This is a genomic window from Eikenella glucosivorans, assembly GCF_016025525.2.
In the GTDB taxonomy this organism is placed as follows: domain Bacteria; phylum Pseudomonadota; class Gammaproteobacteria; order Burkholderiales; family Neisseriaceae; genus Eikenella; species Eikenella glucosivorans.
In genome coordinates this window covers 76,248-102,359 of record NZ_JACSGR010000008.1, presented here as the reverse complement: position 1 = coordinate 102,359, position 26,112 = coordinate 76,248, and the positions used below count along the sequence as shown (strand labels likewise).

The window sequence follows — 26,112 nt, the reverse complement described above, 5'->3', positions numbered from 1 at the left end:
TCCGCCCCAATCTGTAACCCTTTTGCAACAACACCCCGCTTTTACAAACAATTTTTTATCAACAAAACATCACGTTAATTAAAACTAGCCCGCCCGCGGCTTGCCAAACAGCCAGCGCCCATTAGAATGCCAACCGTTCTCAATACAGCATTTTTTAACCGATACGGCAGTAGCTTAGCTCTCACTGCCTTTCTTTATGGGAAACCCTTCATGAAAAAACCGCAGCACGCACACCTCAAAACCCTCATCCTCGCCCTTGCCGCCATCGGCAGCCCCGGCCTGCTCCACGCCGAAGGCACCCGGGCCGCGCAAGCCCAGCAAAGCGCCGAAACCGCCACCGACAGCGCCGAGCTCGAAACCATCGAAATCACCGCCCGCCGCCGTTATGCCAGCGGCTACCAGCCCATTTCCGCCGACGTGATCGGCGGCGGCAACACCCCGCTCCTGGAAGTGCCCCGCAGCGTAAACATCGTTACCCCCGCCGTGCTCGAAGACCGCCGCCCCGGCTCACTGGATGAAGCCCTGCTCACCGTGAGCGGCATCCGCCAGGCCAACACCCTGGCCGGCACGCTCGAAGCCGTGGTGAAACGCGGCTTCGGCGACAACCGCGACAACTCCGTGCTGCGCAACGGCATGCAGATGACGCAAACCCACGTGTTCAGCCCCACCGCCGAGCGCGTGGAAGTGCTCAAAGGCCCCGCCTCCACCCTCTACGGCGTGCAAGACCCAGGCGGCGTGGTAAACGTGGTCACCAAACAGCCGCAGCTCAAACCTTCCCGCTCTGTGAACGCCAGCCTCGGCAGCCACAGCGCCCGCCAAATCGGCGTGGATTTCACCGGCCCCCTCAATGAAAGCCAGAGCCTGGCCTACCGCTTCATCGCCGACTACCGCCAAAGCGACTACTGGCGCAACTTCGGCGAAATCAAGCAAACCACCATCGCCCCCTCCATCAAATGGATCGGCGAAGACACCACCATCACCGCCGCCTACGAATACCTCGACTACACCATCCCCTTCGACCGCGGCACCTTCATCGACTCCACCCAAGGCGCAAACTACGGCAAACCTCTGGCCATCCCCGCCGAACGCCGCCTGGATGAACCCTTCAGCGAGCAGAGCGGCAAAAACCACCTATTCCAGTTCACCCTCGACCACCGCCTGAACGACAACTGGAAAGCCCGCTTCAACTACGGCTTCACTTACCACACCTACGACGACTGGAAAGCCCGCATCGCCAACACCGCCGCCGGCATCAACACCAGCACTGGCATCGTGCGCCGCCGCATCGACGGCACACAGGACGCCCGTTTGCGCGTACACAACCTCGCCTTCAACCTGAACGGCGACGTGCGCTGGGGCAGCGTGCGCCACAAGCTCGGCTTCGGCCTTGAAGCCATGCACAACGACCGCCTGCTGGGCAAAATCTACCAAAGCCCCGGCAACAACTACACCATCAATATGTACAATCCGGTGTACGGCCAGATTTCCCCGCAGCCCGGCGTGAACACCTTCGACGGCCAAGGCAACAACACGCAGCAAACCGAAATCCTGAAAACCGTGTCGCTGTATGCCAACGACGACATGCACTTTGGCGAAAAATGGATTGTGTCCGCCGGATTGCGCGCCGACTACTACAACCAATACGCCGGCCGCGCCGACCGCAACTTCGTGTTTAAGGCCAACACCGACAACCACGGCTGGAACCTTTCACCCTCGCTCGGCGTTACCTACCGCCTCACCCCGCAATGGTCGCTCTACGGCAGCTACGCCACCTCCTTCCGCCCGCAGGTAGCCATCGCCAATGAAGTTCCGGGTAGTGTCAATCCTGAAAAAGGCCGCTCCTTTGAAATCGGCGCCAAATTTGCCGGCGAGCGCCTTTCCGCCGCTATGGCAGCCTTCCATATTATTCGTGAGAATGTCAGCTATTCCGTTGGTCCTGCCAGCAATAGGCAGTATTTCTACGATGCCCGCGCCCGCTCTATAGGCTTTGAGGCCGAAATGGGCGGCCAGATCACTGAGCGACTGGGCGTGAACGCCAACTATGCCTACACCGAAACCAAGATGCTGGATGGTAGACCCACATTGGTCGGCCTGCCGCTGAACAACACCCCACGCAACCAGTTCGGCCTCTACCTCACCTACGATTTCGGCAACGCCCTGGGCGGCAACTGGCGCGGCGGCATCGGCGCCAAATACAACGGCGCTTGGTATATTGCCAAAGATGCCGACAGCAACGGCCGCCTGTGGAAAGTGCCTTCCGCCACCGTGGCCGACGCCTTCGTGTCTTACGACACCAAAATCGGCGATAACAAACTCAACATCCGCCTCAACGGTAAAAACCTGACCAACCGCCTGTATTACACCTCCACCACAGGTTCTTCGGAAACTTATCCGATGATCGCCATCGGCAACCCGCGCGAAATCAGCGTTTCCGCCAAGTTTGAGTTTTAAGCGCTTGGGCACAGCGTAAGGCCCCGCAGAGGCTACCTGAAAAATGCCGCACTGTTTTCAGGTAGCCTTCCGCGCTGTTTGGCGGATGCGCTTCCTGCCTTGCCGTTTTGATTTTTCAGGTAGCCTTTCGGGCAGGCAAACCGGAAGGCTACCTGAAAAATAAAGTTACCCTCCCACACACCCGCACACCATGAAACAAGAACAATGGAAAACCGAGCTCCTGGGCAGCCCACTGTGGCTGCTGCAGAGCTTTCTCGGCGTATTGCTGTTTTGCGCGCTGGCCGCCCTATTGTTGCGGCGCACCACCTTCGGCCGGCGCTTCGGCCGCATCGTACGCCCCTGCCTCTCGCGCAGCAGCACCGTGCAAACCGCCCTGCTCCTGGGCACGCTGCTCCTGATGGTGCTGCTCGAAGTGCGTATCAGCGTGCTTAATACCTTCTTCTACAACGGCCTCTACAGCTCGCTGCAAGACAAAGCCGCCGCCGCCTTCTGGTTTTTCGCCAGCATCAACATCATGCTGGTGCTGTGCAAAATCATCCACATCATCAGCAACGACTTCCTGGAGCAGGTTTTCCTCATCCGCTGGCTGGAAAAGCTCAACGCCGCGCTCACCGAAAGCTGGCTCGCGCATAAAAACTACTACCGCCTGCACATGCGCCGCCACGCCCCCGACAACATCGACCAACGCATCCAGCAAGACGCGCAAGACTTCATCGCCTCCACCATGAGCATGGTGCGCGGACTGATCAACGCCATCGTCTCCACCGTGGAATTCACCGCCATCCTCTGGGGGCTATCCGGCGTGCTGGCCGTGTTCGGGCTGCAAATTCCGCGCGGCATGGTGATGTTTATCTACCTCTTCATCCTCTTCGCCACCGCCACCTCCGTGTGGATCGGCCGCCCCCTGGTGAAGCTCAACTTCCAAAACGAACGCTACAACGGCGACTACCGCTACGCCCTCGTGCGCATCCGCGACCACGCCGAAAGCATCGCCTTCTACAACGGCGAAGCCGCCGAACAGCGCAACCTGCGCCGCCACTTCAACCACATCATCCGCAACCGCTGGCAGATCGTGTACCGCAGCCTCGGGCTGAACGGCTTCAACACCGGCATCACCCAAATCTCCAACCTCCTGCCCCTCATGCTGCAAGCCCCCCGCTTCTTCGCCGGCCAAGTGAAAATCGGCGACATGCACCAAACCGTGCAGGCCTTCAACCGCCTGCAACGCGCCCTCTCCTTCTTCCGCAACACCTACAAAGACTTCACCGCCTACCAAGCCCGGCTCGAGCGCCTTGACGGCTTCTTCCAAAGCATGCAAAGCCACCTGCCCTACCGCCAGCCCGAACACCACCCCGACCAACACATCCTGCACACCGAAAACCTCACCCTCTACCGCAGCAACGGCGACCCCCTCATCAGCAACATCAGCCTGCACGCCCGAAGCGGCGACGCCATCCTCATCCGCGGCCCCTCCGGCTGCGGCAAAACCTCCCTCTTGCGCGCTCTAGCCGGCCTCTGGCCCTTCGGCAGCAGCGGCCATATGGTCAGCCCCCCGCGCTCCGCGCTCCTGTTCGTCCCCCAGCGCCCCTACACCCCCCAAGGCAGCCTGCGCCGCGCCATCTGCTACCCCAACATCGCTCCCACCGAAGCGCAACTTGCCAACGCACTCGATGCCTGCCGCCTCAGCTACCTGAAACCCCTGCTCGACACCGAAGACGACTGGCAGCACAAACTCTCCCCCGGCGAGCTGCAGCGTATCGCCTTCGTGCGCACCCTCGTGGCCCGCCCCCGCCTCGTGCTGCTCGACGAAGCCACCTCCGCGCTGGACGAAGACACCGAAGCCGCCCTCTATGCCCTGCTGCGGCGCGAACTGCCAGAGAGCATCATCGTGAGCATCGGCCACCGCAGCAGCCTCAACGCCTTCCACAACCAAATCATCTGCGTGGGCGACACCCTGGTCGATTGCGGTTCCGGCAGGATTTGAAATACCGGATTGTTAAAGAACATAAGGCTTGAATACGCCGCCACCAAAGGCTACCTGAAAACCAAAAACCGATGCACACAACCGCACAAGGCAGACAACTTACCGCACATGCAGAGATTTCCTGTTTAACTGCATTCTAGCTCCGCAGCAACTCCGCCTTGGCTGCGGTTTTCAGGTAGCCTCTTCCCCTTGCACATATTCCAGCAGCGGCAGCCCGGTAACGCGGCTGATTTCCCGCGCCGTTTTCGCCGCCGTTTGCCGGTTGTCGCGCATCATCGAATCTGCCTCCAGCAGCCGCACGTTTTTGCCGCCCGCCTTGCCCGCCAGCCAGATTTCGCTCAAGCCCACGCTTATGCCGTTGCACCGCACGCGGCTGTAAATACCGCAAAAATCGGAAAGCGCATAGCGTTTTTCAGGTAGCCATTTGAAACTGTGCAGGCGGTACACAATCAGCTCGTCTTCCCGCGCCGCATAACGCAGCTTGCGCAAATGGTGCCAACGGTTCGCCAGCCGCCCAGCGATAGACAGCAGGGCCATCAGCCAAAACAACCGCTGCCAGCCAAACCCGCTCCCGCCACACGCCATCAGCAGCGCAAACAGCAGAAACGGCAGGCGCGAGAGCAAGGTGCCGAGAGAATACACGGCAAATTCCGCCCCATCCGCTTGCTGCGGCGCTGCCCGCCCGGGCAGCTTCGGCTGCGGTTCGCTTGCCGACTGCCGTGCCGCCGCCAGCGCAGCTTTCGCCTCCGAAGGCTGCCGCCACGCCGTTTTCAGTTTCTCAACCTTGCGCCGCGAACGGATTACCGCCGCCACATCCGACACCGCCACCGCCAGCAGCCCGAGCGCCAGCAGCACCATAAAGCCCTGTAACAGCCCCGGTATTTCCCCTTCCTGCGCGCCCACCGCCTTGCGCACCAGCCACAACGCCAGCCAAGCCCATAGCCCCGCCGCTGCCAGATTCACCGCCTGCCGCCACAGCGGTAACACCTTCGGCCGCAGCGCCTGCAAGCGGGCAGGATCGGCCGCCGTTTCCTCCGCCGCGCGGATTTCCGTGTTGATAATCGGCCTTTTGGCCAAACCCGTGGCGCGGGCAATATGGGCCTGCACTTTGTCCAGATCATTCAATGAGTTTCTAATCGGCAGCAGGTTTTCCTCCAGCACCAAATCGTTTTGTCCATCCGCCGATTCCAGCCACAAACGCCCGTAGTAGCCGCGGTAATCATCATTCACCTTCTCCGCCGCCACCGCTGCAAACATCGAGAGCGGATATTCCCGTTGCGCCTGTCCATCGCGCCAACGTCCGTGCAACAGTACCCCGCGCTCAGTGTCCAGCCGCAGGATGTCGTTCACCATATATTTCCGCCACCACGGCACGGCAATCACGCCCGCTATCACGGCCAATATTAAAACTGCCAGCAAGCCAAGCTGCATCAGCCACCCATCCTTGCCCACAATGCCGAACAAAACAGCCGCCGCAATAAACGCAAACACTGCCAGCGCCACGCCCACCAGCACGCCTTCCAACACCATATCGCCAAACGAGGCCGGATACAGCAGCACAGTTTTGTTTTTATTTTTATCCATCATCCCATCTTTTTTTCAGGTAGCCTCAAAACTGCCCGGCAAACTTATACCACCAAGGCCAGCAGGCAAAACACCGTCCAGGCCGCCCACGCCAGTAGCGCCCACATGCGGATTTGCTCCGTATCCCAATCCCCCGCCTGCCAGCCGATGAGCCAGCCTGCCTTCCAGCCTTCGATTTTTTCCGCTCCGCCCCACGAGATAATCCACTTAAAAAACAGGCTGAGCACAATATAAAGCGGCAAAACCAGTAAGCTCCCCATCCAATTCATCCCGATTACCTCCATTAAACCTTCTTGCCGGATGTCCGTACCCAGCCGTTTTCAGGTAGCCACTAACGCTCCCGCACCGGCAAACCCGTGGCGCGGCTCAATTCCGCCAAACACGCCGCAAAGCGTTTCCGCAATGCGCCCGTGCCCAGGAATATCCTGTCCAGCAGCACATCCTGCCCGCCGTTTTTGCCCGCCAGCCACACCTCGGCGATTGTGCCCTCGCCGCCGCGGTACAGCCCGGCAAAATCAGCCAAGGGATAGTGCCCGGCCAGCCGCCAGCCGCGCAGTGACACGGCATATACCGACAGACAATCTTCTTCCGCGCGATAACGGATTTTGCGCAGCCCCCGCCAGCACCGCCCCAAGAAAAAGCCGGTCAGCAGCAAGCCGCTGATTTGTTGCAGCCGCAGCGCGGTATCCGCCTCGCCCGTCAGCCAAGAGCAGGCAAACAGCAGCCACCCCAGTGTGAGCGCCGACAGCAGCCCCATCTGCCTCAACACCAGTTCCGTATCGTGACGCCCCGCAGGCTCGTCTCTCAGCGGTAATTTTTTGATTTCGTTTGACATGGTTTTCGCTCCATCCGGCCGTAGCCCAACTTCTCACATCCGATATGGCCGACTGCTTTGCCTTATCCAAAATATTTTCAGGTAGCCTCAATCCCCACCCCAACGCCAGGCCGAATAAACCGGCCAGCCTGCCGCATCCGCCAGCTTCTGCCTCGCCGCCGTGGCGCCGATATTGTGCCGATCCCGCCCCAGCACCAAGCCCTGCCAAAAGCTTCTGCCCCTGCGGCCGGTGAGCAGCGAGAGGCCGCCCGTGAGCATTTCATACTGCGTGGGGAGGCCGGCAAAAAAACCTCGATACGCCCCATCGTGCCTGCCTTGATAGCGGATGCGCCCGAATACGCCGTACACCACCAGCCGCCCGTTATCGAGATACAGCGATTTGCGCGTGGTCAGCGGGCACCACCAACGCTCCGTGCGCCACAGCCAAAACAGGGCAAACAGCGCCGTGAGCGGCCAATATGCCGCTTCCGGCAGCGGCGGCACGCCCCATTTCCGCAGTTGCAGCCCGCCTCCCACCCAAAAGAACACGCCGAGCCACCAGGCCATCAACGGTTGCAGCAGCCAGCCGCGCAGCAGCGAATGGCGAAACAGCAGCCCCTCGCCCGCCACACCCACACCACGCGGCGGCTTATGGCACACCGCCGCCAAACGGGCAGCCATATCCTGCTTAACAGATTGATGCTCCATGATTTCCTCTTGATTCTTATTTTTCAGGTAGCCTAATCCACCAAGCTCACGCTCGGGTTGGCAATCGCCTTAAACGTATTGCCCGCCAGCGACACCAGCAGCACCGCCTCGCCCTGTTTGAGCACGCCTTCGCCGTCGGGCTCGGCCATCACATAGTGCTGCTGGCCGTAGCTGTCTTTCACGCGCACCTGCGCCGGGCTGCCCGGCCGCGCCTCGCCCAGCACCACGGTACCCACGCGCCCCACCAGGCTGGCCTGCGGCACGGCGGTGGTTTCGTCTTTCGGCATGATTTTGTATAAGCCGCCCGCCGTGAGCCGCACCAGGGGCAGCGAGAGGAACCAGGCCGCAAGCGCCGCCAGCCATCCGTTCAGGTAGCCGCCAAACAGGCTGGCACACAAAGATTGCAGCACATAGCCCGCCAGCCCGAACACGGCGAGAAACACCACCAGCAGCATCATCAGCGGCACGCGCCCCACATACAGCCAATCCAGAAAGCGCACGAAAGCGCCCGCACCTTCAATGCCGCCGTGCAGATCGGTATCCAAATCGGCTTCGGTGAGGCTGTCGGGCAGCAGGTTGTCGAGCCAGTCGGTGAAGCCGCCGGCCAGGAGCGAGAGCAGCTCCAAGAGGCCGAGCATCAGCATCAGGGCGATGGCGATGCCGAAGATTTCGGTTTCAGGGGCGTTGATTAAATTCCACATGGCGTGCCTTTCGCAGGTGAGGGTTGGTTGGGTTTGAGCTGGCAGAAACTCGCTTCATCTGTTTTTCAGGTAGCCTCAAAGCGGGGGAAGGCTACCTGAAAGCGCAAGCTTCAACGAAGTTAAAAATAATTTCCTGCTTATTCAATCTCTTGCAGGGAAACGCGCTGCCGCCCCTGCGCATCGAAATTTTCCTCGGCCAGCCAGCGCTGCATCCGCCGCTTCACCTGCGGCCATTCCGAATCGAGCATGGCAAACCAGGCGGTATCGCGGTTGCGGCCTTTGTACACCACCGCCTGCCGAAACACGCCCTCGAAGCGGAAGCCCAAACGCTCGGCGGCACGGCACGAGGCTTGGTTCAGCGCGTCGCACTTCCATTCGTAGCGGCGGTAGCGCAGGGTTTCAAACACATATTGCGCCAACAAAAATTGCGCTTCGGTGGCAATGCGGCTGCGCTTGAGCCGCTCGGAGTAAATCACCCAGCCCACCTCAATCACGCGGTTGGCGGTATCCACGCGCATCAGCGACATGGTGCCGACTGCTTGGCCGTTTGCCTGGTCGATGATGGCGAAATAATACGGGTCGGCGGATTGCTCCAGTTTGTGCAGCAGCGCGTCCAGTTCGGCAGTGTCCGCCACGGGATTGAGCGGCAGATAAGTCCAGTTCGGCAACGGCGAATCGGGGCCGTACACGGCATACAGATCCGCGCCGTGCCGTGCGGCGGAAAGCTTTTCCAAACGGCAGTAGCGGCCAGCAAGCACTTTGGCGGAAGGGCGTTCGCCCGGAGTGTGGCCGGGCAGGCTTTCGCCAACGGGTTGTTTGAATTCGTTGATGGGCATGGTTTTTTCCTTTAGTTTGAATATGCTTGATAGGCTACCTGAAAACGAACGAAGTGAGTTTCTGCAAAGCTAAAGCGTAAGTTTCAACGAAGTTAAAACGGCTGCAAAACTTTTTAGGTAGCCTTTTCCCCCGGCTCGGGCTACCTTAAAACTACTGCTTACTCTTTGCTGTTGGCTTTCAGTGCGGCCAGGCGTTCGGCGATGCGGTTGCTACGGCTGAGGTCTTCCAGCTCTTTTAATTTGGCCAGCTGGGCGGCGTCGGTGCTGCTGTGGATGGCGTTTTGCCGGCCCATGATGCGGTCGAAGGCATTACCGCTTTTTTCGGCGCTGCGGGCGATGCGGTTTAGGTCGCTGCCGGCCGTGTTGCCTGCACCCTCGTTTTGCTGGGCAGCGCGCCAGTCTTGGAGCTGCTGCTGCATTTCGCGTTTTTTCGCCTGCAAGGCGGCAATGAAGCCTTCAAGCTCTGTTTCCTGCGCGGCACAGTCGGCGATGGTGTTTTCCAACACGGGCAGGCGGGCTTCGATGTCCATCTGCTCGGCAATGCCGGCCTCGGCCAGGTCGTCTCGCCCGGCGGCCACGGCGGCTTGCAGATTAGCGTCGATGGCTTCGTGGCGGTTGCTCTCGTCGGCCATTTTCTTGGAAGCGAGGTGTTTCTGCGCCAGCACTTTGCCCAGCTCGGCGCGTACTTCGTCCACAGCGCGCTCGATTTCGCGGATGCTTTCGTTCATCACAGCTTCGGGCGCGAGGTTTTCGGCCGCGTCAATCAGGGCGTGGAAGCCGCCGCTCACCAAACGGCCCACTCTGCGGGATAGGGTTTCGCTCATTTTAATTTTCCTTTCTGTTTTTCTTTCCAATAAAACGCATACAAACTGCCGCAAGCGGCCAGATACATACCGTAGCCAAACAAGCGCTCCAGCCACGGCTCCAGCCGCCAATATCTCAACGCCACGGCCAGCTGCTCAGGCGGCACCACCGCCAAAACCAAATCGGGCTTGCTGATTCTGGGTTGATGCACTCGTCTTCCCCCATACCACATTATTTTTAACTACGTTGAAGCTCACGCTTTAGCTTCGCAGAAACTCAGCCTTGGCTGCGCCAAGACATCGTTTTAACTACGTTGAAGCTCACGCTTTCAGGTAGCCTTTTATCATTCCGCCCCGCCAGCCTGCTGCACAATTTTTGCCAGCTTCAACGTATTTTCAAGCTGTTGCAGCACGGTATCGTCGTAGGCCGCGCCTTTGCCGGTCACGGCGAGCTGCAAAATGCTGTCGCTGAGGCGGACGATGCGCCACATCAGCTCGCGCTCGTATTGCTTCAAATCAGCTTCCTGCGCATTGGCGGGCAGGTCGGCGGCGAGGGTGGCGCCGAGGTCGGGCAACTGCTCGAACAGCCGCGCCACAATGTGCGAATGGATGCCGAATTCTTTCTCGGCGTGCAGCACGTCGCGCTTGGCCACCTGAAAAAACTGCTCCTGCGCAGCCAGGGCGGCGCCGTAATCGTGGGTTTGACTGTGTGCCAGCCGCGCCTGTTTGAGCAGCTCGCGGATTTTCTCGGAGGGCGTATTCGCGCCTTCTATTTTAAGTTCAGCAATAAAATCAGCGTCTTCCTGCGATATCCGCACGCTGATGGGGATTCGGTTTACCGTAGCCATATACAAACACCTCTCTTTGTATTCATTTGAATGCAAATATAGCTAAAATGGTTTTATGACGCAATATACAATTCCACCCCACAACATGAAATAAACATATTTCAATGATTTAAAACATAAAAATAATTTGAATATATTTGCATACATACCACACGCAACCATCACCGCCCGCCGTTGGCCGCCAACCCGGCCTTTGGTATAAAATAGCTGCACCAATACGGAGGAAAACACAAGATGGCAGGCAAACACACCTTTGAAGAAAACCACATGCGGCTCGACAAATGGCTGTGGGCGGCCCGTTTCTTCAAAACGCGCGGTCTGGCGCAGAAGCATATCGAGCTCGGGCGCGTGCAGGTGAACGGCGCCAAAGTGAAAAACAGCAAAAACATCGAGCCGGGCGACACCATCGACCTCACGCTCAACTCCCTGCCCTACAAAATCACCGTGCTCGCGCTCAACCACCAGCGCCGACCCGCCCCCGAAGCCCGCGCCCTTTATGCCGAAGACAGTGCCACCGCCGCCAAACGCGAAGCGCAGAAAGCCCTTGACCAAGCCAGCCGCATCAGCGCAGCCTACCCCGACGGCCGCCCCACCAAACGCGATCGCCGCGCGCTCGACAAAATCAAACGCGGCTGGCAGGAGTAACACAAAAGGCTACCTGAAAACGCAGCGCAGCGAAGTTTCTGCGAAGCTAAAATGAGCGAAGCGAATTTCTGCTAAGCTAAAATCCAACTAAAACCGTGCTGCCGATTTTTCAGGTAGCCTCCCCCTTTCTCTCCCAACAAGGAAACCATCATGCCCCAAGAAAAAAGCCTCTCCGGCAGCGTGAAAGCCCTTGGTGCCCTGCTCGCCGTCGGCCTCGTGGCCGCCGCCTTCGTGCTCGGCACCCAGTTTAAAAACTTCCGCCAGCCCGGCACCATTACCGTAAAAGGACTGGCCGAACAAAACTTCCAATCCGACCGCGCCCGCTGGAACACCGCCGTGAGCGTGCACGGCAGCAGCTACCAGGAAGTGCTCGACCGCCTGAAACAGCAGCGCCCCAAACTCGAACAATTCCTGCGCAGCCAAGGCTTCGACCCCACAGAAATCCAAACCGCCGCGCCCGAAATCAACCCCGCCTTCCTGGTAGAGCACGACGCCCACGGCAACGAAATCCGCACCCCCAACGGCTACGACGGCAAACAGCAGCTCACCGTGGCCAGCGGCAAGCTCGACCGCATCCAAAGCGCCCACCAAAATATCCTCGCCCTGCGCGCCGGCAACGACGCCATCGACTTCGAAGCCCCGCAATACCTGCTCGGCGACCTCGAAACCATCAAACACAGCCTCATCAAACAAGCCACCGAAGACGCCCGCCGCCGCGCCGACGAATTCGCCTCCACCGGCGGCGGCAAAGTCGGCGCCATGCGTTCCGCCTCGCAAGGCTCGTTCAACATCTACGCCGACAGCGGCAGCAGCGGCGACGACGAATACGGCGGCAGCTACGACAAAACCACCGTCGGCAAACAAGTGCGCCTGGTCGTGACCATCGAATACGCCATCGAATAAGCACCGCCGCGCAAAAGGCTACCTGAAAAATTTCAGGTAGCCTGTTATATAATCCGCCCTCACCACACCAATCCAAGGAAATCACACATGAAACTCGGCAACCAGCGCAGCAGCAGCAACATCGAAGACCGCCGCGGTTCAAGCGGCGGAGGCGGCTACGGCGGAGGCGGCGGCAAAATGGGCATCGCCGGCCTGATTGTCGTGCTCATCGGCGCCTATTACGGCGTCGATTTGAGCGGCCTCGTGGGCGGCGGTGTGCAGATGCCGCAAGTGCAACAGCAGCAAAGCCAGCCCGCCGCCAGCGCCGAAGAAGAAGCGCTCGCCCGCTTCTCCGCCCAAATCCTCGCCACCACCGAAGACGCCTGGGGCAGCTACTTCCGCAGCCGCGGCCGCGAATACGTGCAGCCCAAAATGGTGCTCTACCGCGGCAGCACTCCCACCGCCTGCGGCACCGGCCAGGCCGCCATGGGCCCCTTCTACTGCCCCGCCGACCAAAAAGTCTATCTCGACCTTTCCTTCTATGACGACATGAAAAACCAGCTTGGCGCAGCGGGCGACGCCGCCTTCGCCTACGTGATTGCCCACGAAGTCGGCCACCATGTGCAAAACCTCAACGGCACCATGACGCAGGTAAACCGCGCCAGATCCCGCGTGGGCGAGCGCGAAGCCAACCGCCTCTCCGTAAAGCTCGAACTGCAGGCCGACTGCCTGGCCGGCGTGTGGGCCAACCGTGCGCAGGAGCGGCAATTATTTGAATCAGGCGATCTGGAAGAAGCCTTCAACGCCGCCGAAGCCGTGGGCGATGACCGCCTGCAGCAGCGCAGCCGCGGCTACGCCGTACCCGACAGCTTCACCCACGGCACCTCCGCCCAGCGCCTGCAATGGTTCCGCCGCGGCCTCAATAGCGGCGACCCCGAACAGTGCGACACCTTCGCCGCCAATTCCTAGCGTATCCCGGCACCCGGCAACATTTAATTCCAAACGCAAGCCGTATTCCAGCAAACAGGCTACCTGAAAACCTTCCGGCAAAGCACAAGCACCCTGCCGGGCCGTTTTCAGGTAGCCTTTTTTTGTTTTCTTGGGCAGAGGGCTTGTCAAATGCTTTACTACAAGAGTATCTTTCGAGCTTTAGCACAAATCCTAAGGAAATATCATGGCAAAAGCAGTTCCTGCCGTTTTCGGCAGCGTTTTCCACCGCGAGATGCCGGTGATGGTTTACACAGACGGCGCATGGCAGCCGGTGCGCTGGCAGCCTGCCAACCAATTGGTGCTGCCGCCGGGTGCGCACAGCCTGCACTACGGCAGCGAATGTTTCGAAGGCCTCAAAGCCTTCCGCCAACAAAACGGCCGCATCGTGCTCTTCCGCCCGGAAGCCAACATTGCCCGGATGCAGCAAAGCGCCAAGCTGCTGGGGCTGCCCGTGCCCGACGCGCAGGCGTTTTTGTCTGCCATGCTCGAGCTGGTGGCACGTGCCGCCGACGAAGTGCCCGACGCCCCCGCCGCGCTCTATCTGCGCCCCACTCTGATCGGCACCGACCCGGTAATCGGCAAGGCTGGATCGGGCTCATCTTCGGCCATGCTGTATATTTTGGCCTCGCCGGTGGGCGACTATTTCAAAGTGGGCTCTCCAATGAAGCTTTTGGTGGAAACCGAGCGTATCCGCTGCGCACCGCACATGGGCCGCGTGAAATGCGGCGGCAATTACGCCTCTGCCCTGCAAACCGTGGTACGCGCCAAAGAGCAGTACGGCGCCAACCAAGTGCTGTTTTGCCCCGGCGGCGACGTGCAGGAAACCGGTGCTTCCAACTTCGCGCTGATTAAGGGCAACGAAGTCATCACCAAGCCGCTCACCGAAGAGTTCCTGCACGGCGTAACCCGTGATTCCGTGCTGCACGTGGCCAAAGATTTGGGCTACCAAGTAAGCGAGCGCAACTTCACTGTGGCCGAGCTGCAGGAAGCGGTGGAAAACGGCGCCGAAGCCATCCTCACCGGCACCGCCGCTGTGGTGTCGCCCGTTACCTCATTGGTTATTGGCGGCAAGGAAATCGCCGTGCGGAACCAAGAACGTGGCATGGCCATCCGCAAAGCCATCACCGACATCCAATATGGCCTGGCCGAAGACCGCCACGGCTGGCTGATTCCAGTGCCTGCCGCCGGGGAGGCAAAATAAAATCCCACCTTCGCATTTTTTGTGTTAAATTAACCCAAACTTACAGCAAACTTTTTCAGGTAGCCCCAACGCAATACAGGCTACCTGAAAAACACAGCGGGGCAATATAAACATACCCACGGCCGAAAGCCGCGCATATTTATCTTGCCCCGCCTTCATTTTCGGCAAAGCAGTTACTTTAAGCAGCACGGGTAACTGCTTTCGCTATCGGGGGCAGGATTTTTTAGCTACGCAAAACTTACGCTTTCAGGTAGCCCGCTCCCTTTCCGCCGCAGCCGGAACACCTCTTTCTCCGGCTGTTTCCCTCCCAACCCCCCTTCTTTTCACCCACGGCCAAGCGGCACACATCGAGAAAAACGCTTCGGCCGTTAGTTTCCAACCCCCTGTTTTGCGAGGTGCTAACTATGGAAAAAATACTCTCTAATCTGGTGGATAAGGTCAATTTCGTTTTATGGGACTACCTGCTGATCTACGCCTTGATCGGCATCGGCCTATTCTTCACCGTTTACTTGGGTGCGCCGCAGCTCACCAAGCTCGGCGTCGCATTCAAATCGGTGTTCGGCGGGCTGTTTGCCAAAAAAGACCCGGCCGACAAAGACCACAAATCCCTATCGCAGTTTCAGGCGCTGGCGGTGGCCGTGTCCGCCCAAATCGGCACAGGCAACGTGGCCGGCGTGGCCACGGCGATTGCCTCCGGCGGGCCGGGTGCGGTGTTTTGGATGTGGCTTTCCGCCATTTTGGGCATGTCCACCATCTTTGCCGAAGCGGTGTTGGCGCAGAAATACCGCGTGGTCAGCCACGGCAAATACATCGGCGGCCCGGCGTTCTACATCACGCACGGCCTCACGCCGAAAATCGGCCGCAGCGCGGCACGCTTCCTCTCCGGCGGTTTCTCCATCGCGCTGATCATCGCGCTGGGCTTCATCGGCAACGCCACCCAATCCAACTCCATCGCTTCGGCGGTAACCGTGGCCTTCAACGTGCCCTCGCTGGCGGTGGGCATCGGTTTGGCGGTGCTGGCCGGGCTGATCATCGTGGGCGGGGTGAACCGCATCGCCAATGTGGCACAGTTTGTGGTGCCGTTTATGGCGGTGATTTACATTATTTGCGCGATTGTGATCCTGTTTCAGTTCTCCAGCCACATCGTGCCGATGTTCAACCATATTTTTGTGGCGGCCTTCAATCCGGAAGCGGTGTTGGGCGGCGCGGCCGGCATCGGCATGCGCGAGGCGGTGCGCTTCGGCGTGGCGCGCGGCCTGTTTTCCAACGAGGCGGGCATGGGCTCCACCCCGCACGCACACGCCACGGCGGATGTGCGGCACCCCGTGCAACAAGGCATGGCGGCATTCGTGGGCGTGTTTATCGATACCATCCTGGTGTGCACCGCCACCGCGCTGATCATCCTGCTCACCGATGCCGACAAGCTCGGCTTGCAGGGCGCGGCGGTAACGCAGCAGGCCTTCGTGATTGCCTTCGGCGGCTTCGGCGCGCAGCTGTTGGCGGTGTGCCTCACTTTCTTCGCCTTCACCACCATCATCGGCTGGTATTACTTCGGCGAATCGAATATCCGCTTCCTGTTCCGCGGCCGCCATCTGGGCATCTACCGCGCACTGGTGCTGCTGGCGATCGTGTTGGGCACGCTGGGCAAGGTGGACTTGGTATGGAGCCTGTCGGACATGTTCAACGGCTTCATGGTGATTCCAAACTTGATCGCCCTCTTCCTCTTGCGTAAGGAAATCCGCGCGGTGTACAGCGACTATCTGGCGCAGAAGAAGGCCGGCGGTGAATTGTCGTACCGCTATGAATTCCACGAGTTTCACGATAAATAAGCAGGCGGCGGAGGCTACCTGAAAAATGTAGCCGGCTTCATCAAGCAATCCTTCTTTGCCAAACCGAAAAGGCTACCTGAAAATTTCAGCAATGCACCTTTCTGCAAAGCCGAGATTTTCAGGTAGCCTCTAATTGAGCCGTAAACGTTAGGAAGGTAACGTTTCCATTGGTACAAGCTCATCTCGATTTTTATACGCCGGATCGGCCGCAGCAGTGAACACCACATCGGTGGAAGAATTGAGCAGCGTCCCGCACGGGTCTTGCACCACGCTGATAATCAGCCCGATGGTAACCATCTGCATCGCCACATCGTTGTCAATATTGAACAGGCTGCAGGCCATCGGCACCAGCGGCAGCGCCCCGCCCGGAATACCGGAGGCCCCGCATGCGCCGATTACAGCAATAATCACCAGCAGAAAAGCCGTAATGAAATCAACATGGATACCCAGCGTATGTACCGCTGCCAGTGTAAGGATGGTGATGGTGATCGACGCTCCCTCCATATTCATGGTTGCGCCTAAAGGAATGGTTATGGCATAGGTTTCCTCGTTCAAACCCAATTTTTTGCACAAATTCAGGTTTACCGGAATATTGGCTACCGAGCTGCGAATGACAAATGCAACCAGCCCGCTCTCTTTCAGGCAAATCCATATCAGCGGATAAGGATTCTTGCGGGTGGCGGCAAACACAATCAGCGGGTTCAGCACCAGCGCCATAAACGCCATTGCGCCCACAATCGCCAGCAACACATGCAGATAAGCCGACAGATTATCCAGCCCTGTGCTGATAAAAGTGTGCAGCGTTAAGCCAAAAATACCGATGGGTGCCAATCGGATAATCCAATACATCACCTTGTTTACTGCATCCGAAATATTTTTCAGGAAATTGCGTGTCGGCTCATCGGATGCACGTAATGCCAAACCCAACACTACCGCCCAAGCCAGGATACCGATGTAGTTCGCTTCTGCCAGCGCCTGCGCCGGATTGGTTACCACCTTGAGCAACAGGTTTTGCAGCACCTCACCGAAGCCGTTGGGAATCGGCTTATCCGCCGCATCCACCCCGCTCAGCGGCACATAAGACGGAAACATAAAGCTCACCGCCACCGCCAGCAGCGCCGCCGCGGCCATCCCCACCACATACAGCACAATCACCGGCCGGATATTGGAATTCATGCCCTTGCGGTGCTGAGCAATTGCCGACACCACCAATGTAAACACCAGCAAAGGCGCAATCGCCTTAAGCGCACCCACAAACAGCGAACCCAAAAAATTGCCTGCCGCCGCCACCAGGCTGCCGCCGCCGGTAAAGCGCACCAATAAACCCAGCACAATCGCACCGACAAAGGCAAAAGTAATCTGCGAAGCCAAGCCCCATTTAGGCAATAGGCGGTTTAATCCGATCGGCATCTTTCTCTCCTTTCATAAATCATTGCCTTGCATGATAAAAGAAGAGAAAAACCGCCAGAAATACTTTTTATTAATGTCGATATAATTAAAAATTCTATTCCGTGCCCAGCCTACCTACAATATTGTGCTCAAACGCCTTCAGCCGCTTATAAATCGACATCAGCTCCACAATCGTCGGCCACGAGCGCACCAAAAACTGAAACGCCTCCAGCACCTGCCCGAAAGCCCGCACAATCTGCTGCATCACCCCCAGCGCCACCGTGCCCGCCACCAGCGCCGGCCCCATTGCCAGATAAGGCAGCACCACCGAAAATTGCAAGTAAGAATAGCGCGCCACGTCAAAATAAAGGTAATGCCAATACAGCCGGAAATAATTACGCCGCACGTTTTGGAACAGCGCCGTGAGTGTAAACGCATCCGCCCGCGCCGCATCGTCTTCGCCCAACACCAGCTCCTTACGGTAGGCTGCCTCCACCTTCTGATTGTCAAACTCCAGCCCCGGCAGCTTGCAGCCCACCGCCACCAGCGCCACCGTGCCCAGCAGCGAAGCCAGAATCGCCACATACACCAGCGAATGATCCACATGTCCCACCAACGGCAATTCCGTAATCGGCTCGCTCAGCTTCCACAAAATCGGCAAAAAAGCCACCAGCGTGAGGATGGCCCGCAGCCCGCTCTCGCCCAGCGACTCCATAATCGTGGCAAAGCGCATCGTATCCTCCTGAATACGCTGCGACGCCCCCTCAATATCGCGCAACAGCGGCCAATGGCGCATATAATATTCCGTCATCGCCGTGCGCCAGCGGAACACATAATGCTTGTTGATGAAGCTGCCCACCACCACCACCAAGATATAAATCCCCGCTATGCGCGCAAAGGTAAACACCTGCCGGTTAAACTCCTCCAGGCTCACCGAACCTGGCTTTTCCAACATTTTCTGCACCGAATCATAAAACGTGCCAAACCAATCGTTGATCTGCACATTCAGCTGCACGCGATACCAAGTAGCCGCCAGAATCAGCAGCGTGCCCGCCGCCGACCAGCGCAGCCAGCGCCGGCTGAGAAAGAAACTGCGGAACATCGCCGCCTCCCCGTAAACAAAACAAGAAAAGCCGCAATTATATCGCCGTTCGGATGATCACAACGCAGTTTCAGCCCCGCAGAAATCCGGCTGCCTGCAAAGCTTGTTTTAGCGTACGTTGAGGCCAGGTTTTCAGGTAGCCTGCGCCCTCCCGTAAGGGCTACCTGAAAAATCAGGCAAACACGTTTCATTGGCAAAAGCCCGCAAACAAATATTTTCAGGTAGCCTTTATCCCCATCAAGGCTACCTGAAAATATTTGCCGCCCAAATTCAAGGTGCTCAAACCGTTTCAGCCGTGCCCTGCCTGCCATCCTGCCAAACAGGCTGTCCGAAATCCCCACCGCCTTCCCAACCAGCCCCACTCCCCGACTGCCACCCGCGTATAATCCGCCCGTTTGCATTTTCCCATTATCAGCCATGCCCTATTTCGCCCTGTTTGACGACGCGCAAAACGGTCGCGCAAAACTCTATCAAAATCATGTGGAAAGCCGTCTTTTCCATCATAACGAACTCGATTTGCTGGACGGTGCGCTCCGTGCGGGCTGGGAAAAGGGGCTGCATTCGGTGTTGTTTGCAGACTACGGATTCGGCCTGCCGCTGATGGGTGTCGATGCCGAACGCGGCGGTCGCCTTGCGCTGCACTGGTTTGCCGACTGCGCCGATACGGATGCCGAAACCTGGCTTGCCCGACATTCAGACGACCTCCCCGCCGGTATTTCCACGCCGCAATTCTCCGTTTCCGAAGCCGACTATCTCGGACACATCCGCCAAATCCACGACGCCATCCGCCGCGGCGACACCTACCAAATCAACTACACAGCCCGCCTGCATCTGCAAGCCTACGGCAACCCCGTCAACCTCTACCGCCGCCTGCGCCAGCCCGTTCCCTACGCCGTCCTCTCCCGCCTGCCCGACGCAGACGGCAGCGACGCATGGACTTTGTGTTTTTCGCCCGAACTCTTTCTCAACATCGCTTCAGACGGCCTCATCACCACCGAACCGATGAAAGGCACGGCGCCGATACTGGACGACGATCAGGACGAGCACCGCGCCGCCCAGTTGAAAAACGACCCGAAAAACCGCGCCGAAAACGTCATGATTGTCGATTTGCTGCGCAACGACCTCGGCAAAATCGCCCAAACCGGCAAAGTGCGCGTCCCCGAGCCGTTTAAAGTCTCCCGTTTCGGCAGCGTCTGGCAGATGACCAGCACCATCGAAGCCCAAGCCCAACCCGACACCACCTTCGCCGACATCCTCCGCGCCGCCTTCCCCTGCGGCAGCATCACCGGCGCACCCAAACGCATGAGCATGCAGATCATCGAATCGCTCGAAACCGAACCGCGCGGGCTGTACACAGGCAGCATCGGCTACCTGAAACCGTGTGCAGGCGGACTCGGCTTCGCAGGCATATTCAACGTCGTCATCCGCACCCTGTCGCTCAAACCCGTTTCAGACGACCTCTATCACGGCGTGTACGGCGTCGGTTCCGGCATCGTCATCGACAGCGACCCCGCCGCCGAATACCAAGAATGCGGCTGGAAAGCCCGATTCCTCAACGAATTGCACCCCGTCTTCGGCATTTTCGAAACCATGCGCGCAGAAAACAGACAATGCCGCCTGCTCGACCTGCATCTGGGTCGTCTGAAAACCGCCGCCCAAGCCCTCAACCTGCCCCTGCCCGATGACAGCGAAACCCGAATCCGAGAATACATCGCCCAACTGCCCGACGGCCTGTTCCGCCTGAAAGCCGAACTCGTTTCAGACGACCTTATCCTCAGCCACGCCCCCGTCGCCGAGCTGCCCACCCCCCAATACATCATCCTTGCCCGAAAAACCCTGCCGACACACGACTACCTGCGCCGCTTCAAAACCACCCGTCGCGCCCTATACGACCAAGCGTGGCAGACGGCAGAAACACAAGGCGCGTTCGACAGCCTGTTTTTCAATGCCGACGGCCTCCTGCTTGAAGGCGGCAGAAGCAACGTCTTCATCAAATACCGCGGACAATGGCTCACCCCGTCCCTAGATTTGGACATCCTCAACGGCGTCATGCGCCAAGCCGTGTTGCAGCAGCCGCAAACCTACCTGGGCGCAGACACCGTCACCGAAGCGCACATCACATGGCAAATGCTGGAACACGCCGAAGCCGTCTGCTTGAGCAACGCCTTGCGCGACGTGTTCGCAGTGAGCTTGGCAAGATAGCGAAACAGCCTGAAACCGTATGGGTGGTTTCAGGCTGTTTGTTTGGGCGGCGTATTTTTAGCTTCGCAGAAACTCACTTCGTTCGTTTTAACTTCGTTTTAACTTCGTTTTAACTTCGTTTTAACTTCGTTTTAACTTCGTTGAAGCTAACGCTTTCAGGTAGCCTCAATGGCATGGCAGGCTACCTGAAAAGTTTACAACAGCTTGTAGATACTGCTAATCCTTCTTAATCGGCGGATTGGCATTAATCGGCAGCAACGAGCGGGAAACTTTAACGTTTGGATAATATTTCCGCATCAAATGCTGAAATACTTCTGCCTTGCGATTATTTCCGCTCTTTTCATAATTTGTCCCCAAAATCACTTCGTCCACAATATCGCGTATATCGGCATAAGGTAGATAGACGGATTTTGTGGCTTCGCAATATTGGATTTCTTCCGAACCTATTTCTGCAATTTTCAACAGGCGGAATTCTTCTTCGTCGCGGAAGGCAAAATCTTTGAAGAGATAGCGGATGTATTCCAAAGCTTTTCGGTCTTCTCTATCGACACTTTGTGTTTTCATTAATTGTTTCAATGCTTGTCGAAGTTTACCAATACGGAATGCGTGCCATCCTTGGCTTTCCCCGACCAGTTTTAGCCGGATACCGAATTTTGGTTTATCTTCATCAGGCAGCCATATTTTGCATTTTTCTTTAGCAATATATTCATCGTAATAGGCGATATAGGCCACCTGATAAAGTGGCAGGTTTTCATCTTCTGAATCCGATATATCTACCTTTATATTCTCTTCCGTGGATTCGTTCGACTTTTCCATAAAAATACGAAATGAAGCAGAAACATCAGAATCTTTCAACCAATCCCCATTTTTATTAAATACCAAGCAGCAGCCCGATGCCTCGACGCCGTTTTCTTTGCCGTACAGACGGAATTGGTTCAAATCGTTTATTCGGCTGGAAAAGCAGGTAAAGAAAGCATTATGGTCTGGGCAGTCGGCTTTGTTTTCCAATTCCAAATCCTGAAGATTCAATAATTCCAGCAATCCTTCCACTTCGGTCGGATCGTTCATATAGGTAGAGCTGCCAATTCTCATCGGACTGGCTTTCTTACCGTCAACAGGATCTTTGGCTTTATCATCAGTTTTCTCACTGGTCATGCCAAACAATCTTTCGCATACGGAAGGCGAAGTGTAATGGGCAAGGGGGATCGAGTCCAATTCGACGGGAGGGATATTTAAAACTGCAAGAATAGTGGAGATGGCATCGGTTAAATCTCCTGGTTGATTTTTAAACAGTTTTTCCTGTATCACTTTCTTTTTGTGTTTAAAATAGCTATCCCATTTTTTAGTTACCTGCTCAGAAAGTGGATCAGCCTTCCTTGCCTGCTCGTAATAGCAACGGCCAAGCCAAGATTGGGCTTTGCTTTGCTGTTGAATGCGGTTTTTCTTGTCTTCCAGTTGTTCGGCAAGTGTCAACTGTTGTTGGAAATGCTCAATTGCCTTTCCAAATAACTGTTCCGAATCTTTTCTTTCAGCTTTCTTTGCCTGCTCGTAATGGCAACGGCCAAGCCAAGCTTGGACACTGCTTTGCTGTTGAATGCGGTTTTTCTTGTCTTCCAGTTGTTCGGCAAGTGTCAACTGTTGTTGGAAATGCTCAATTGCCTTTCCAAATAACTGTTTCGAATCTTTTCTTTCAGCTTTCTTTGCCTGCTCGTAATGGCAACGGCCAAGCCAAGCTTGAGCATAGATTTGTCCTTGACGGCTGTTTTGTTTATCTGTCAGCTGTTTGGCAAGATTCAATTGCTGTTGGAAATGCCCAACTGCCTGTCCAAATAACTGTTCCGATTCCTCGCCTTTAGCTTTCATTGCCTGTTCATAATAGCAACCACCTAACCAATGTTGTGCATAGATTTGTTGTTGAAGACTGTCTTGTTCATCTGTCAGTTGTTCGGCAAAATCCAACGATTGTTGGAAATGCCCAATTGCCTGACCAAACAATGCATCAGCAGTCCCATCTTCAGCTTTCATTGCCTGTTCATAATAACAACGGCCAAGCCAAAAGTGAATATCATTTTGCTGTTGAATTTGGCTATCTTTATCTTCAATTCCATCTAAAGCCTGATTCAGCTTCGCAATCGCTTCGTCAAATTTTTTATCCTTGAATAACGCTACGCCTTTATTAATTAAATCTCGAACATTCATCGTTCTATCCCTTTCTCAAAACAATCGGTTAAACGCCATACGTTCTCAATGCGCCTCGTCCCAATTCTCCCCCACACCCACTTCCGCCACCAGCGGTACTTTCAGCATTCCGCCATCGACTTTTGCCATAATCTGCGGCAGTTTTTCTTTGACCAAATCCAGTTCGGTTTCAATGACTTCCAGTACGAGTTCGTCGTGTACCTGCATGATAAGCCTGCTTTGCAGGAGGTCGTCTGAAAGCCAGCGGGAGACGTCTATCATGGCGCGTTTGATGAGGTCGGAGGCGGTGCCCTGCATGGGGGCGTTGATGGCGGCGCGTTCGGCGCCGGCGCGGGCGTTGGCGTTTTTGGCGCGGATATCGGGCAGGTAGAGGCGGCGGCCGAACAGGGTTTCGACGTAGCCTTGGGCGGCGGCCTGCTCTTTGGTGCGCTGCATGTACTCGGCGACGCCGGGGTAGCGGGCGAAGTAGCGGTCGATGAAGTTTTTGGCGGAGAGGTTGTCTATGCCCAGGGATTTGGCGAGGCCGTATTGTCCCATGCCGTAAATGAGGCCGAAGTTGATGGTTTTGGCGTAGCGGCGTTGTTCGGACGAGACGTTTTCGGGCGGGATGCCGAATACTTCGGCGGCGGTGCGGCGGTGGACGTCTTCGCCGTTTTGGAAGGCGGCGATGAGGGTTTTGTCGCCGCTCAAGTCTGCCATGATGCGCAGTTCGATTTGGGAGTAGTCGGCGGAGACGATGAGGCTGCCTTGCGGTGCGGTGAAGGCGCGGCGGACTTTTCGGCCTTCTTCGGTGCGGATGGGGATGTTTTGCAGGTTGGGGTTGTTGCTGGCGAGGCGGCCGGTAATGGCGACGGCTTGGGCGTAGGTGGTGTGTACGCGGCCGTCTTTGGCGGAAATCATTTCGGGCAGTTTGTCGGTGTAGGTGGATTTGAGTTTGGACAGGCTGCGGTTTTGCAGGATGATTTTGGGCAGGGGGTAGTCGGGCGCGAGCTGTTCGAGGACGGCTTCGTTGGTGGAGATGCCGCCGGAGGCGGTTTTTTTCAGGCCTTTGGTGGGGATGCCCATTTTGTCGAACAGGATTTCTTGAAGCTGTTTGGGCGAGTTGAGATTGAAGGGCTGGCCTGCGGCGGCGTAGGCCTGCTCTTCGAGTTTGACGAGTTCGGCGCCGAGTTCGGCACTTTGGCGGGCGAGTTCGGCGCGGTCGATCTGCACGCCGTTGCGTTCCATTTCAAACAGCACTTGGGCGACGGGCAGCTCCATTTTTTCATACATTTCAAGCTGTTTGGCGTCCATTTGCGCGCGCAGGTGGGCTTCGAGGCGCAGGGCGAAATCGGCGTCTTGGGCGGCGTATTCGGTGGCCTGTTCCACTGAAACGTCGGCGAAGGAAATGGCTTTCGCGCCTTTGCCGCACAGGGATTCGTAGGTAATGGTCGGCAAGCCCAGCCAGCGTTCGGACAATTCGTCCAAGCCGTGTCCGAGATGGCTTTCGATGATGTAGGAGGCGAGCATGGCGTCGCCGGCGATGCCGTTCAATGCGATGTTGTAGTTGGCGAAAATGTGTTGGTCGTATTTGAGGTTTTGCCCGATTTTTTTCAGGGCGGGGTTTTCCAAATGCGGTTTCAGACGACCCAATACGTCTTGAAAATCAAGCTGTTCGGGAGCAGCGGTGAGACTGTGTCCGACGGGGATGTAAACCGCTTCGCCTGCTTGGAAGGCGATGCTGATGCCGACCAGCGCGGCGTTCATGGCGTCCAGCGAAGTCGTTTCCGTATCGATGCCGATTTTGTCGGTTTGCGACAGTTTGTCCAATAGGGCGGCAAACTGAGCTTCGGTGGTAACGGCTTGATAATCCAGCTTTTCGGGAGCAACGGCTTTTTCAGGTAGCCTTTCAGACGACGTTTCCATGTCCAACGCCGCCTGTTCGCCGATGTTGCCGCTGCCGAACAGATCGCCGTCCGCCGCTTCGTGCATACGGCTTTCCGCTTCTTTCAGCCAGGTGCGGAAGCCCCAGCGTTTGAAATCGACGGCAAGTTGCGCCCATTTCGGCGAGGTGCGGCGCAGGCTTTCGAGGCCGTCGACCAGTTCGGCGTGCAAGTCCACATCGGTTTTAATCGTCACCAAATCATACGACAGCGGCAGTTGGGGCAGCGCGGCTTGCAGGTTTTCGCCGACCTTGCCCTTGATTTCCGCCGCGTGTTCCATCACGCCGGCCAGCGAGCCGTAGGCTTCCAGCCATTTGACGGCGGTTTTCGGGCCGCATTTTTCCACACCCGGCACGTTATCGACCTTGTCGCCCATCAGCGCGAGATAGTCGCGGATTTGGTCGGGGCGCACGCCGAATTTCGCTTTTACGCCTTCAATGTCCAGCGTTTCGCCGCTCATCGTGTTCACCAGCGTTACGCGCTCGTTGACCAACTGCGCCATGTCCTTGTCGCCCGTGGAAATCACCACGTCCCAACCCGCTTCGCCGCCCTGCGCCGCCAGCGTGCCGATGACATCGTCCGCCTCTACCTGCGGGATGACCAATACCGGCCAGCCCATCAGCCGCACCAGTTCGGGCAAAGCCTCCGCCTGCGGGCGCAAATCGTCGGGCATCGGCGGGCGCGTCGCTTTGTAGTCGGGAAACATTTCATGGCGGAAATTCTTGCCTTTCGCGTCAAACACCACGGCGCAATAGTCATGCACATAATCCGCACGCAGACGGCGCAGCATGTTCAACACGCCGTAAAGCGCACCCGTCGGCGCACCGTCGGGCGCGGACAGTTGCGCCATCGCGTGATAGGCGCGGTAGAGGTAGGAAGAGCCGTCGACGAGGAGGAGGGTTTTGTGCATTTGGATAACCGTTTGAGTGAAAGGGAAACAGCTGGATTATAAAGAAGAGGCTACCTGAAAACAAAAATATGGTTTTCAGGTAGCCTTTGGAGGTTTATGCAAAGGCTGCCCA

Annotated in this window: 21 protein-coding genes; 8 read left to right on the top strand and 13 right to left on the bottom strand. The window is 57.4% G+C overall.

Going from position 1 to position 26,112, the window contains the following annotated elements:
* Window positions 1-210 precede the first annotated feature (210 nt).
* Window positions 211-2,451: a TonB-dependent siderophore receptor gene (locus tag H9Q10_RS11020; protein ID WP_197904032.1), complete on the top strand. Its 2,241-nt coding sequence runs from the start codon at window positions 211-213 to the stop codon at window positions 2,449-2,451.
* A 190-nt stretch (window positions 2,452-2,641) separates the two neighbouring features.
* Complete coding sequence (locus H9Q10_RS11015; protein WP_197904031.1) at window positions 2,642-4,435, top strand: ABC transporter ATP-binding protein/permease; 1,794 nt, start codon at window positions 2,642-2,644, stop codon at window positions 4,433-4,435.
* A gap of 171 nt (window positions 4,436-4,606) precedes the next feature.
* Here the strand turns inward: H9Q10_RS11015 and H9Q10_RS11010 are convergent, their stop codons facing one another.
* The 9 genes from H9Q10_RS11010 to H9Q10_RS10970 all read right to left on the bottom strand — a co-directional run bounded on the left by H9Q10_RS11010 (window position 4,607) and on the right by H9Q10_RS10970 (window position 10,729).
* Window positions 4,607-6,022 carry a hypothetical protein gene (locus H9Q10_RS11010; protein ID WP_197904030.1) on the bottom strand — a complete coding sequence of 472 codons (1,416 nt, stop codon included), beginning with the start codon at window positions 6,020-6,022 and terminating at the stop codon, window positions 4,607-4,609.
* A 41-nt stretch (window positions 6,023-6,063) separates the two neighbouring features.
* On the bottom strand, window positions 6,064-6,279 hold the full coding sequence (locus H9Q10_RS11005) for a hypothetical protein (protein WP_197904029.1): 216 nt from the start codon (window positions 6,277-6,279) through the stop codon (window positions 6,064-6,066).
* A 71-nt stretch (window positions 6,280-6,350) separates the two neighbouring features.
* On the bottom strand, window positions 6,351-6,854 hold the full coding sequence (locus H9Q10_RS11000) for a hypothetical protein (RefSeq protein ID WP_197904028.1): 504 nt from the start codon (window positions 6,852-6,854) through the stop codon (window positions 6,351-6,353).
* Between the two features lie 87 nt (window positions 6,855-6,941).
* Entirely contained in the window at window positions 6,942-7,541 is a 600-nt protein-coding gene (locus H9Q10_RS10995; protein ID WP_197904027.1) for a hypothetical protein, read from the bottom strand.
* Between the two features lie 32 nt (window positions 7,542-7,573).
* A complete protein-coding gene (locus tag H9Q10_RS10990; protein ID WP_197904026.1) occupies window positions 7,574-8,242 on the bottom strand; it encodes a YqiJ family protein in 669 nt (222 codons plus the stop codon).
* A 137-nt stretch (window positions 8,243-8,379) separates the two neighbouring features.
* A complete protein-coding gene (locus H9Q10_RS10985) occupies window positions 8,380-9,078 on the bottom strand; it encodes a GNAT family N-acetyltransferase (RefSeq protein ID WP_197904025.1) in 699 nt (232 codons plus the stop codon).
* Window positions 9,079-9,236: 158 nt separating this feature from the next.
* Window positions 9,237-9,902, bottom strand: a complete 666-nt coding sequence (locus H9Q10_RS10980; RefSeq protein WP_197904024.1) for a PspA/IM30 family protein — start codon at window positions 9,900-9,902, stop codon at window positions 9,237-9,239.
* Entirely contained in the window at window positions 9,899-10,093 is a 195-nt protein-coding gene (locus tag H9Q10_RS10975) for a hypothetical protein (RefSeq protein WP_197904023.1), read from the bottom strand. The genes H9Q10_RS10980 and H9Q10_RS10975 overlap by 4 nt, the downstream gene beginning before the upstream one ends.
* A 132-nt stretch (window positions 10,094-10,225) precedes the next feature.
* Complete coding sequence (locus H9Q10_RS10970) at window positions 10,226-10,729, bottom strand: hypothetical protein (protein WP_197904022.1); 504 nt, start codon at window positions 10,727-10,729, stop codon at window positions 10,226-10,228.
* 234 nt (window positions 10,730-10,963) lie between these two features.
* On the opposite strand from H9Q10_RS10970, the gene H9Q10_RS10965 reads away from it, so the two are divergent.
* From H9Q10_RS10965 to H9Q10_RS10945, 5 genes are all read left to right on the top strand, one after another.
* A complete protein-coding gene (locus H9Q10_RS10965) occupies window positions 10,964-11,374 on the top strand; it encodes an RNA-binding S4 domain-containing protein (RefSeq protein WP_197904021.1) in 411 nt (136 codons plus the stop codon).
* A 150-nt stretch (window positions 11,375-11,524) separates the two neighbouring features.
* Window positions 11,525-12,277 carry an SIMPL domain-containing protein gene (locus tag H9Q10_RS10960; RefSeq protein ID WP_197904020.1) on the top strand — a complete coding sequence of 251 codons (753 nt, stop codon included), beginning with the start codon at window positions 11,525-11,527 and terminating at the stop codon, window positions 12,275-12,277.
* Between the two features lie 87 nt (window positions 12,278-12,364).
* Window positions 12,365-13,225 carry a KPN_02809 family neutral zinc metallopeptidase gene (gene ypfJ, locus H9Q10_RS10955; protein ID WP_197904019.1) on the top strand — a complete coding sequence of 287 codons (861 nt, stop codon included), beginning with the start codon at window positions 12,365-12,367 and terminating at the stop codon, window positions 13,223-13,225.
* Window positions 13,226-13,430: 205 nt separating this feature from the next.
* Window positions 13,431-14,447 (top strand): branched-chain-amino-acid transaminase, encoded by a 1,017-nt coding sequence (ilvE, locus tag H9Q10_RS10950; RefSeq protein ID WP_197904018.1) that lies wholly within the window; start codon window positions 13,431-13,433, stop codon window positions 14,445-14,447.
* Window positions 14,448-14,851: 404 nt separating this feature from the next.
* Window positions 14,852-16,276 (top strand): alanine/glycine:cation symporter family protein, encoded by a 1,425-nt coding sequence (locus H9Q10_RS10945; RefSeq protein WP_197904017.1) that lies wholly within the window; start codon window positions 14,852-14,854, stop codon window positions 16,274-16,276.
* A 147-nt stretch (window positions 16,277-16,423) separates the two neighbouring features.
* Here the strand turns inward: H9Q10_RS10945 and sstT are convergent, their stop codons facing one another.
* Both sstT and H9Q10_RS10935 read right to left on the bottom strand, forming a co-directional pair.
* Window positions 16,424-17,686 (bottom strand): serine/threonine transporter SstT, encoded by a 1,263-nt coding sequence (gene sstT, locus H9Q10_RS10940; protein WP_197904016.1) that lies wholly within the window; start codon window positions 17,684-17,686, stop codon window positions 16,424-16,426.
* Between the two features lie 94 nt (window positions 17,687-17,780).
* Complete coding sequence (locus tag H9Q10_RS10935) at window positions 17,781-18,767, bottom strand: putative transporter (protein WP_197904015.1); 987 nt, start codon at window positions 18,765-18,767, stop codon at window positions 17,781-17,783.
* Between the two features lie 417 nt (window positions 18,768-19,184).
* Between H9Q10_RS10935 and H9Q10_RS10930 the strand changes: the two genes are divergently transcribed.
* Entirely contained in the window at window positions 19,185-20,969 is a 1,785-nt protein-coding gene (locus H9Q10_RS10930) for a bifunctional chorismate-binding protein/class IV aminotransferase (RefSeq protein ID WP_197904014.1), read from the top strand.
* 216 nt (window positions 20,970-21,185) lie between these two features.
* On the opposite strand, the gene H9Q10_RS10925 is transcribed toward H9Q10_RS10930, so the two are convergent.
* Together H9Q10_RS10925 and polA are read right to left on the bottom strand one after the other, a co-directional pair.
* Window positions 21,186-23,168: a sbcc family protein gene (locus H9Q10_RS10925; protein WP_197904013.1), complete on the bottom strand. Its 1,983-nt coding sequence runs from the start codon at window positions 23,166-23,168 to the stop codon at window positions 21,186-21,188.
* 45 nt (window positions 23,169-23,213) lie between these two features.
* Entirely contained in the window at window positions 23,214-26,000 is a 2,787-nt protein-coding gene (gene polA, locus H9Q10_RS10920) for a DNA polymerase I (protein WP_197904012.1), read from the bottom strand.
* Between the last annotated feature and the right edge of the window lie 112 nt (window positions 26,001-26,112).

What these genes read in the sequence shown, in the direction of transcription:
- sstT (WP_197904016.1), bottom strand. Translation starts at nt 17,686, where the DNA reads ATGCCGATCGGATTAAACCGCCTATTGCCTAAATGGGGCTTGGCTTCG.
- H9Q10_RS10960 (WP_197904020.1), top strand. Translation starts at nt 11,525, where the DNA reads ATGCCCCAAGAAAAAAGCCTCTCCGGCAGCGTGAAAGCCCTTGGTGCC.
- H9Q10_RS10985 (WP_197904025.1), bottom strand. Translation starts at nt 9,078, where the DNA reads ATGCCCATCAACGAATTCAAACAACCCGTTGGCGAAAGCCTGCCCGGC.
- H9Q10_RS10965 (WP_197904021.1), top strand. Translation starts at nt 10,964, where the DNA reads ATGGCAGGCAAACACACCTTTGAAGAAAACCACATGCGGCTCGACAAA.
- H9Q10_RS10925 (WP_197904013.1), bottom strand. Translation starts at nt 23,168, where the DNA reads ATGAATGTTCGAGATTTAATTAATAAAGGCGTAGCGTTATTCAAGGAT.
- H9Q10_RS10995 (WP_197904027.1), bottom strand. Translation starts at nt 7,541, where the DNA reads ATGGAGCATCAATCTGTTAAGCAGGATATGGCTGCCCGTTTGGCGGCG.
- H9Q10_RS10980 (WP_197904024.1), bottom strand. Translation starts at nt 9,902, where the DNA reads ATGAGCGAAACCCTATCCCGCAGAGTGGGCCGTTTGGTGAGCGGCGGC.
- H9Q10_RS10935 (WP_197904015.1), bottom strand. Translation starts at nt 18,767, where the DNA reads ATGTTCCGCAGTTTCTTTCTCAGCCGGCGCTGGCTGCGCTGGTCGGCG.
- H9Q10_RS10945 (WP_197904017.1), top strand. Translation starts at nt 14,852, where the DNA reads ATGGAAAAAATACTCTCTAATCTGGTGGATAAGGTCAATTTCGTTTTA.
- H9Q10_RS10970 (WP_197904022.1), bottom strand. Translation starts at nt 10,729, where the DNA reads ATGGCTACGGTAAACCGAATCCCCATCAGCGTGCGGATATCGCAGGAA.
- H9Q10_RS11005 (WP_197904029.1), bottom strand. Translation starts at nt 6,279, where the DNA reads ATGGGGAGCTTACTGGTTTTGCCGCTTTATATTGTGCTCAGCCTGTTT.
- H9Q10_RS11000 (WP_197904028.1), bottom strand. Translation starts at nt 6,854, where the DNA reads ATGTCAAACGAAATCAAAAAATTACCGCTGAGAGACGAGCCTGCGGGG.
- H9Q10_RS10990 (WP_197904026.1), bottom strand. Translation starts at nt 8,242, where the DNA reads ATGTGGAATTTAATCAACGCCCCTGAAACCGAAATCTTCGGCATCGCC.
- ilvE (WP_197904018.1), top strand. Translation starts at nt 13,431, where the DNA reads ATGGCAAAAGCAGTTCCTGCCGTTTTCGGCAGCGTTTTCCACCGCGAG.
- H9Q10_RS10930 (WP_197904014.1), top strand. Translation starts at nt 19,185, where the DNA reads ATGCCCTATTTCGCCCTGTTTGACGACGCGCAAAACGGTCGCGCAAAA.
- H9Q10_RS11020 (WP_197904032.1), top strand. Translation starts at nt 211, where the DNA reads ATGAAAAAACCGCAGCACGCACACCTCAAAACCCTCATCCTCGCCCTT.
- ypfJ (WP_197904019.1), top strand. Translation starts at nt 12,365, where the DNA reads ATGAAACTCGGCAACCAGCGCAGCAGCAGCAACATCGAAGACCGCCGC.
- polA (WP_197904012.1), bottom strand. Translation starts at nt 26,000, where the DNA reads ATGCACAAAACCCTCCTCCTCGTCGACGGCTCTTCCTACCTCTACCGC.
- H9Q10_RS11010 (WP_197904030.1), bottom strand. Translation starts at nt 6,022, where the DNA reads ATGATGGATAAAAATAAAAACAAAACTGTGCTGCTGTATCCGGCCTCG.
- H9Q10_RS11015 (WP_197904031.1), top strand. Translation starts at nt 2,642, where the DNA reads ATGAAACAAGAACAATGGAAAACCGAGCTCCTGGGCAGCCCACTGTGG.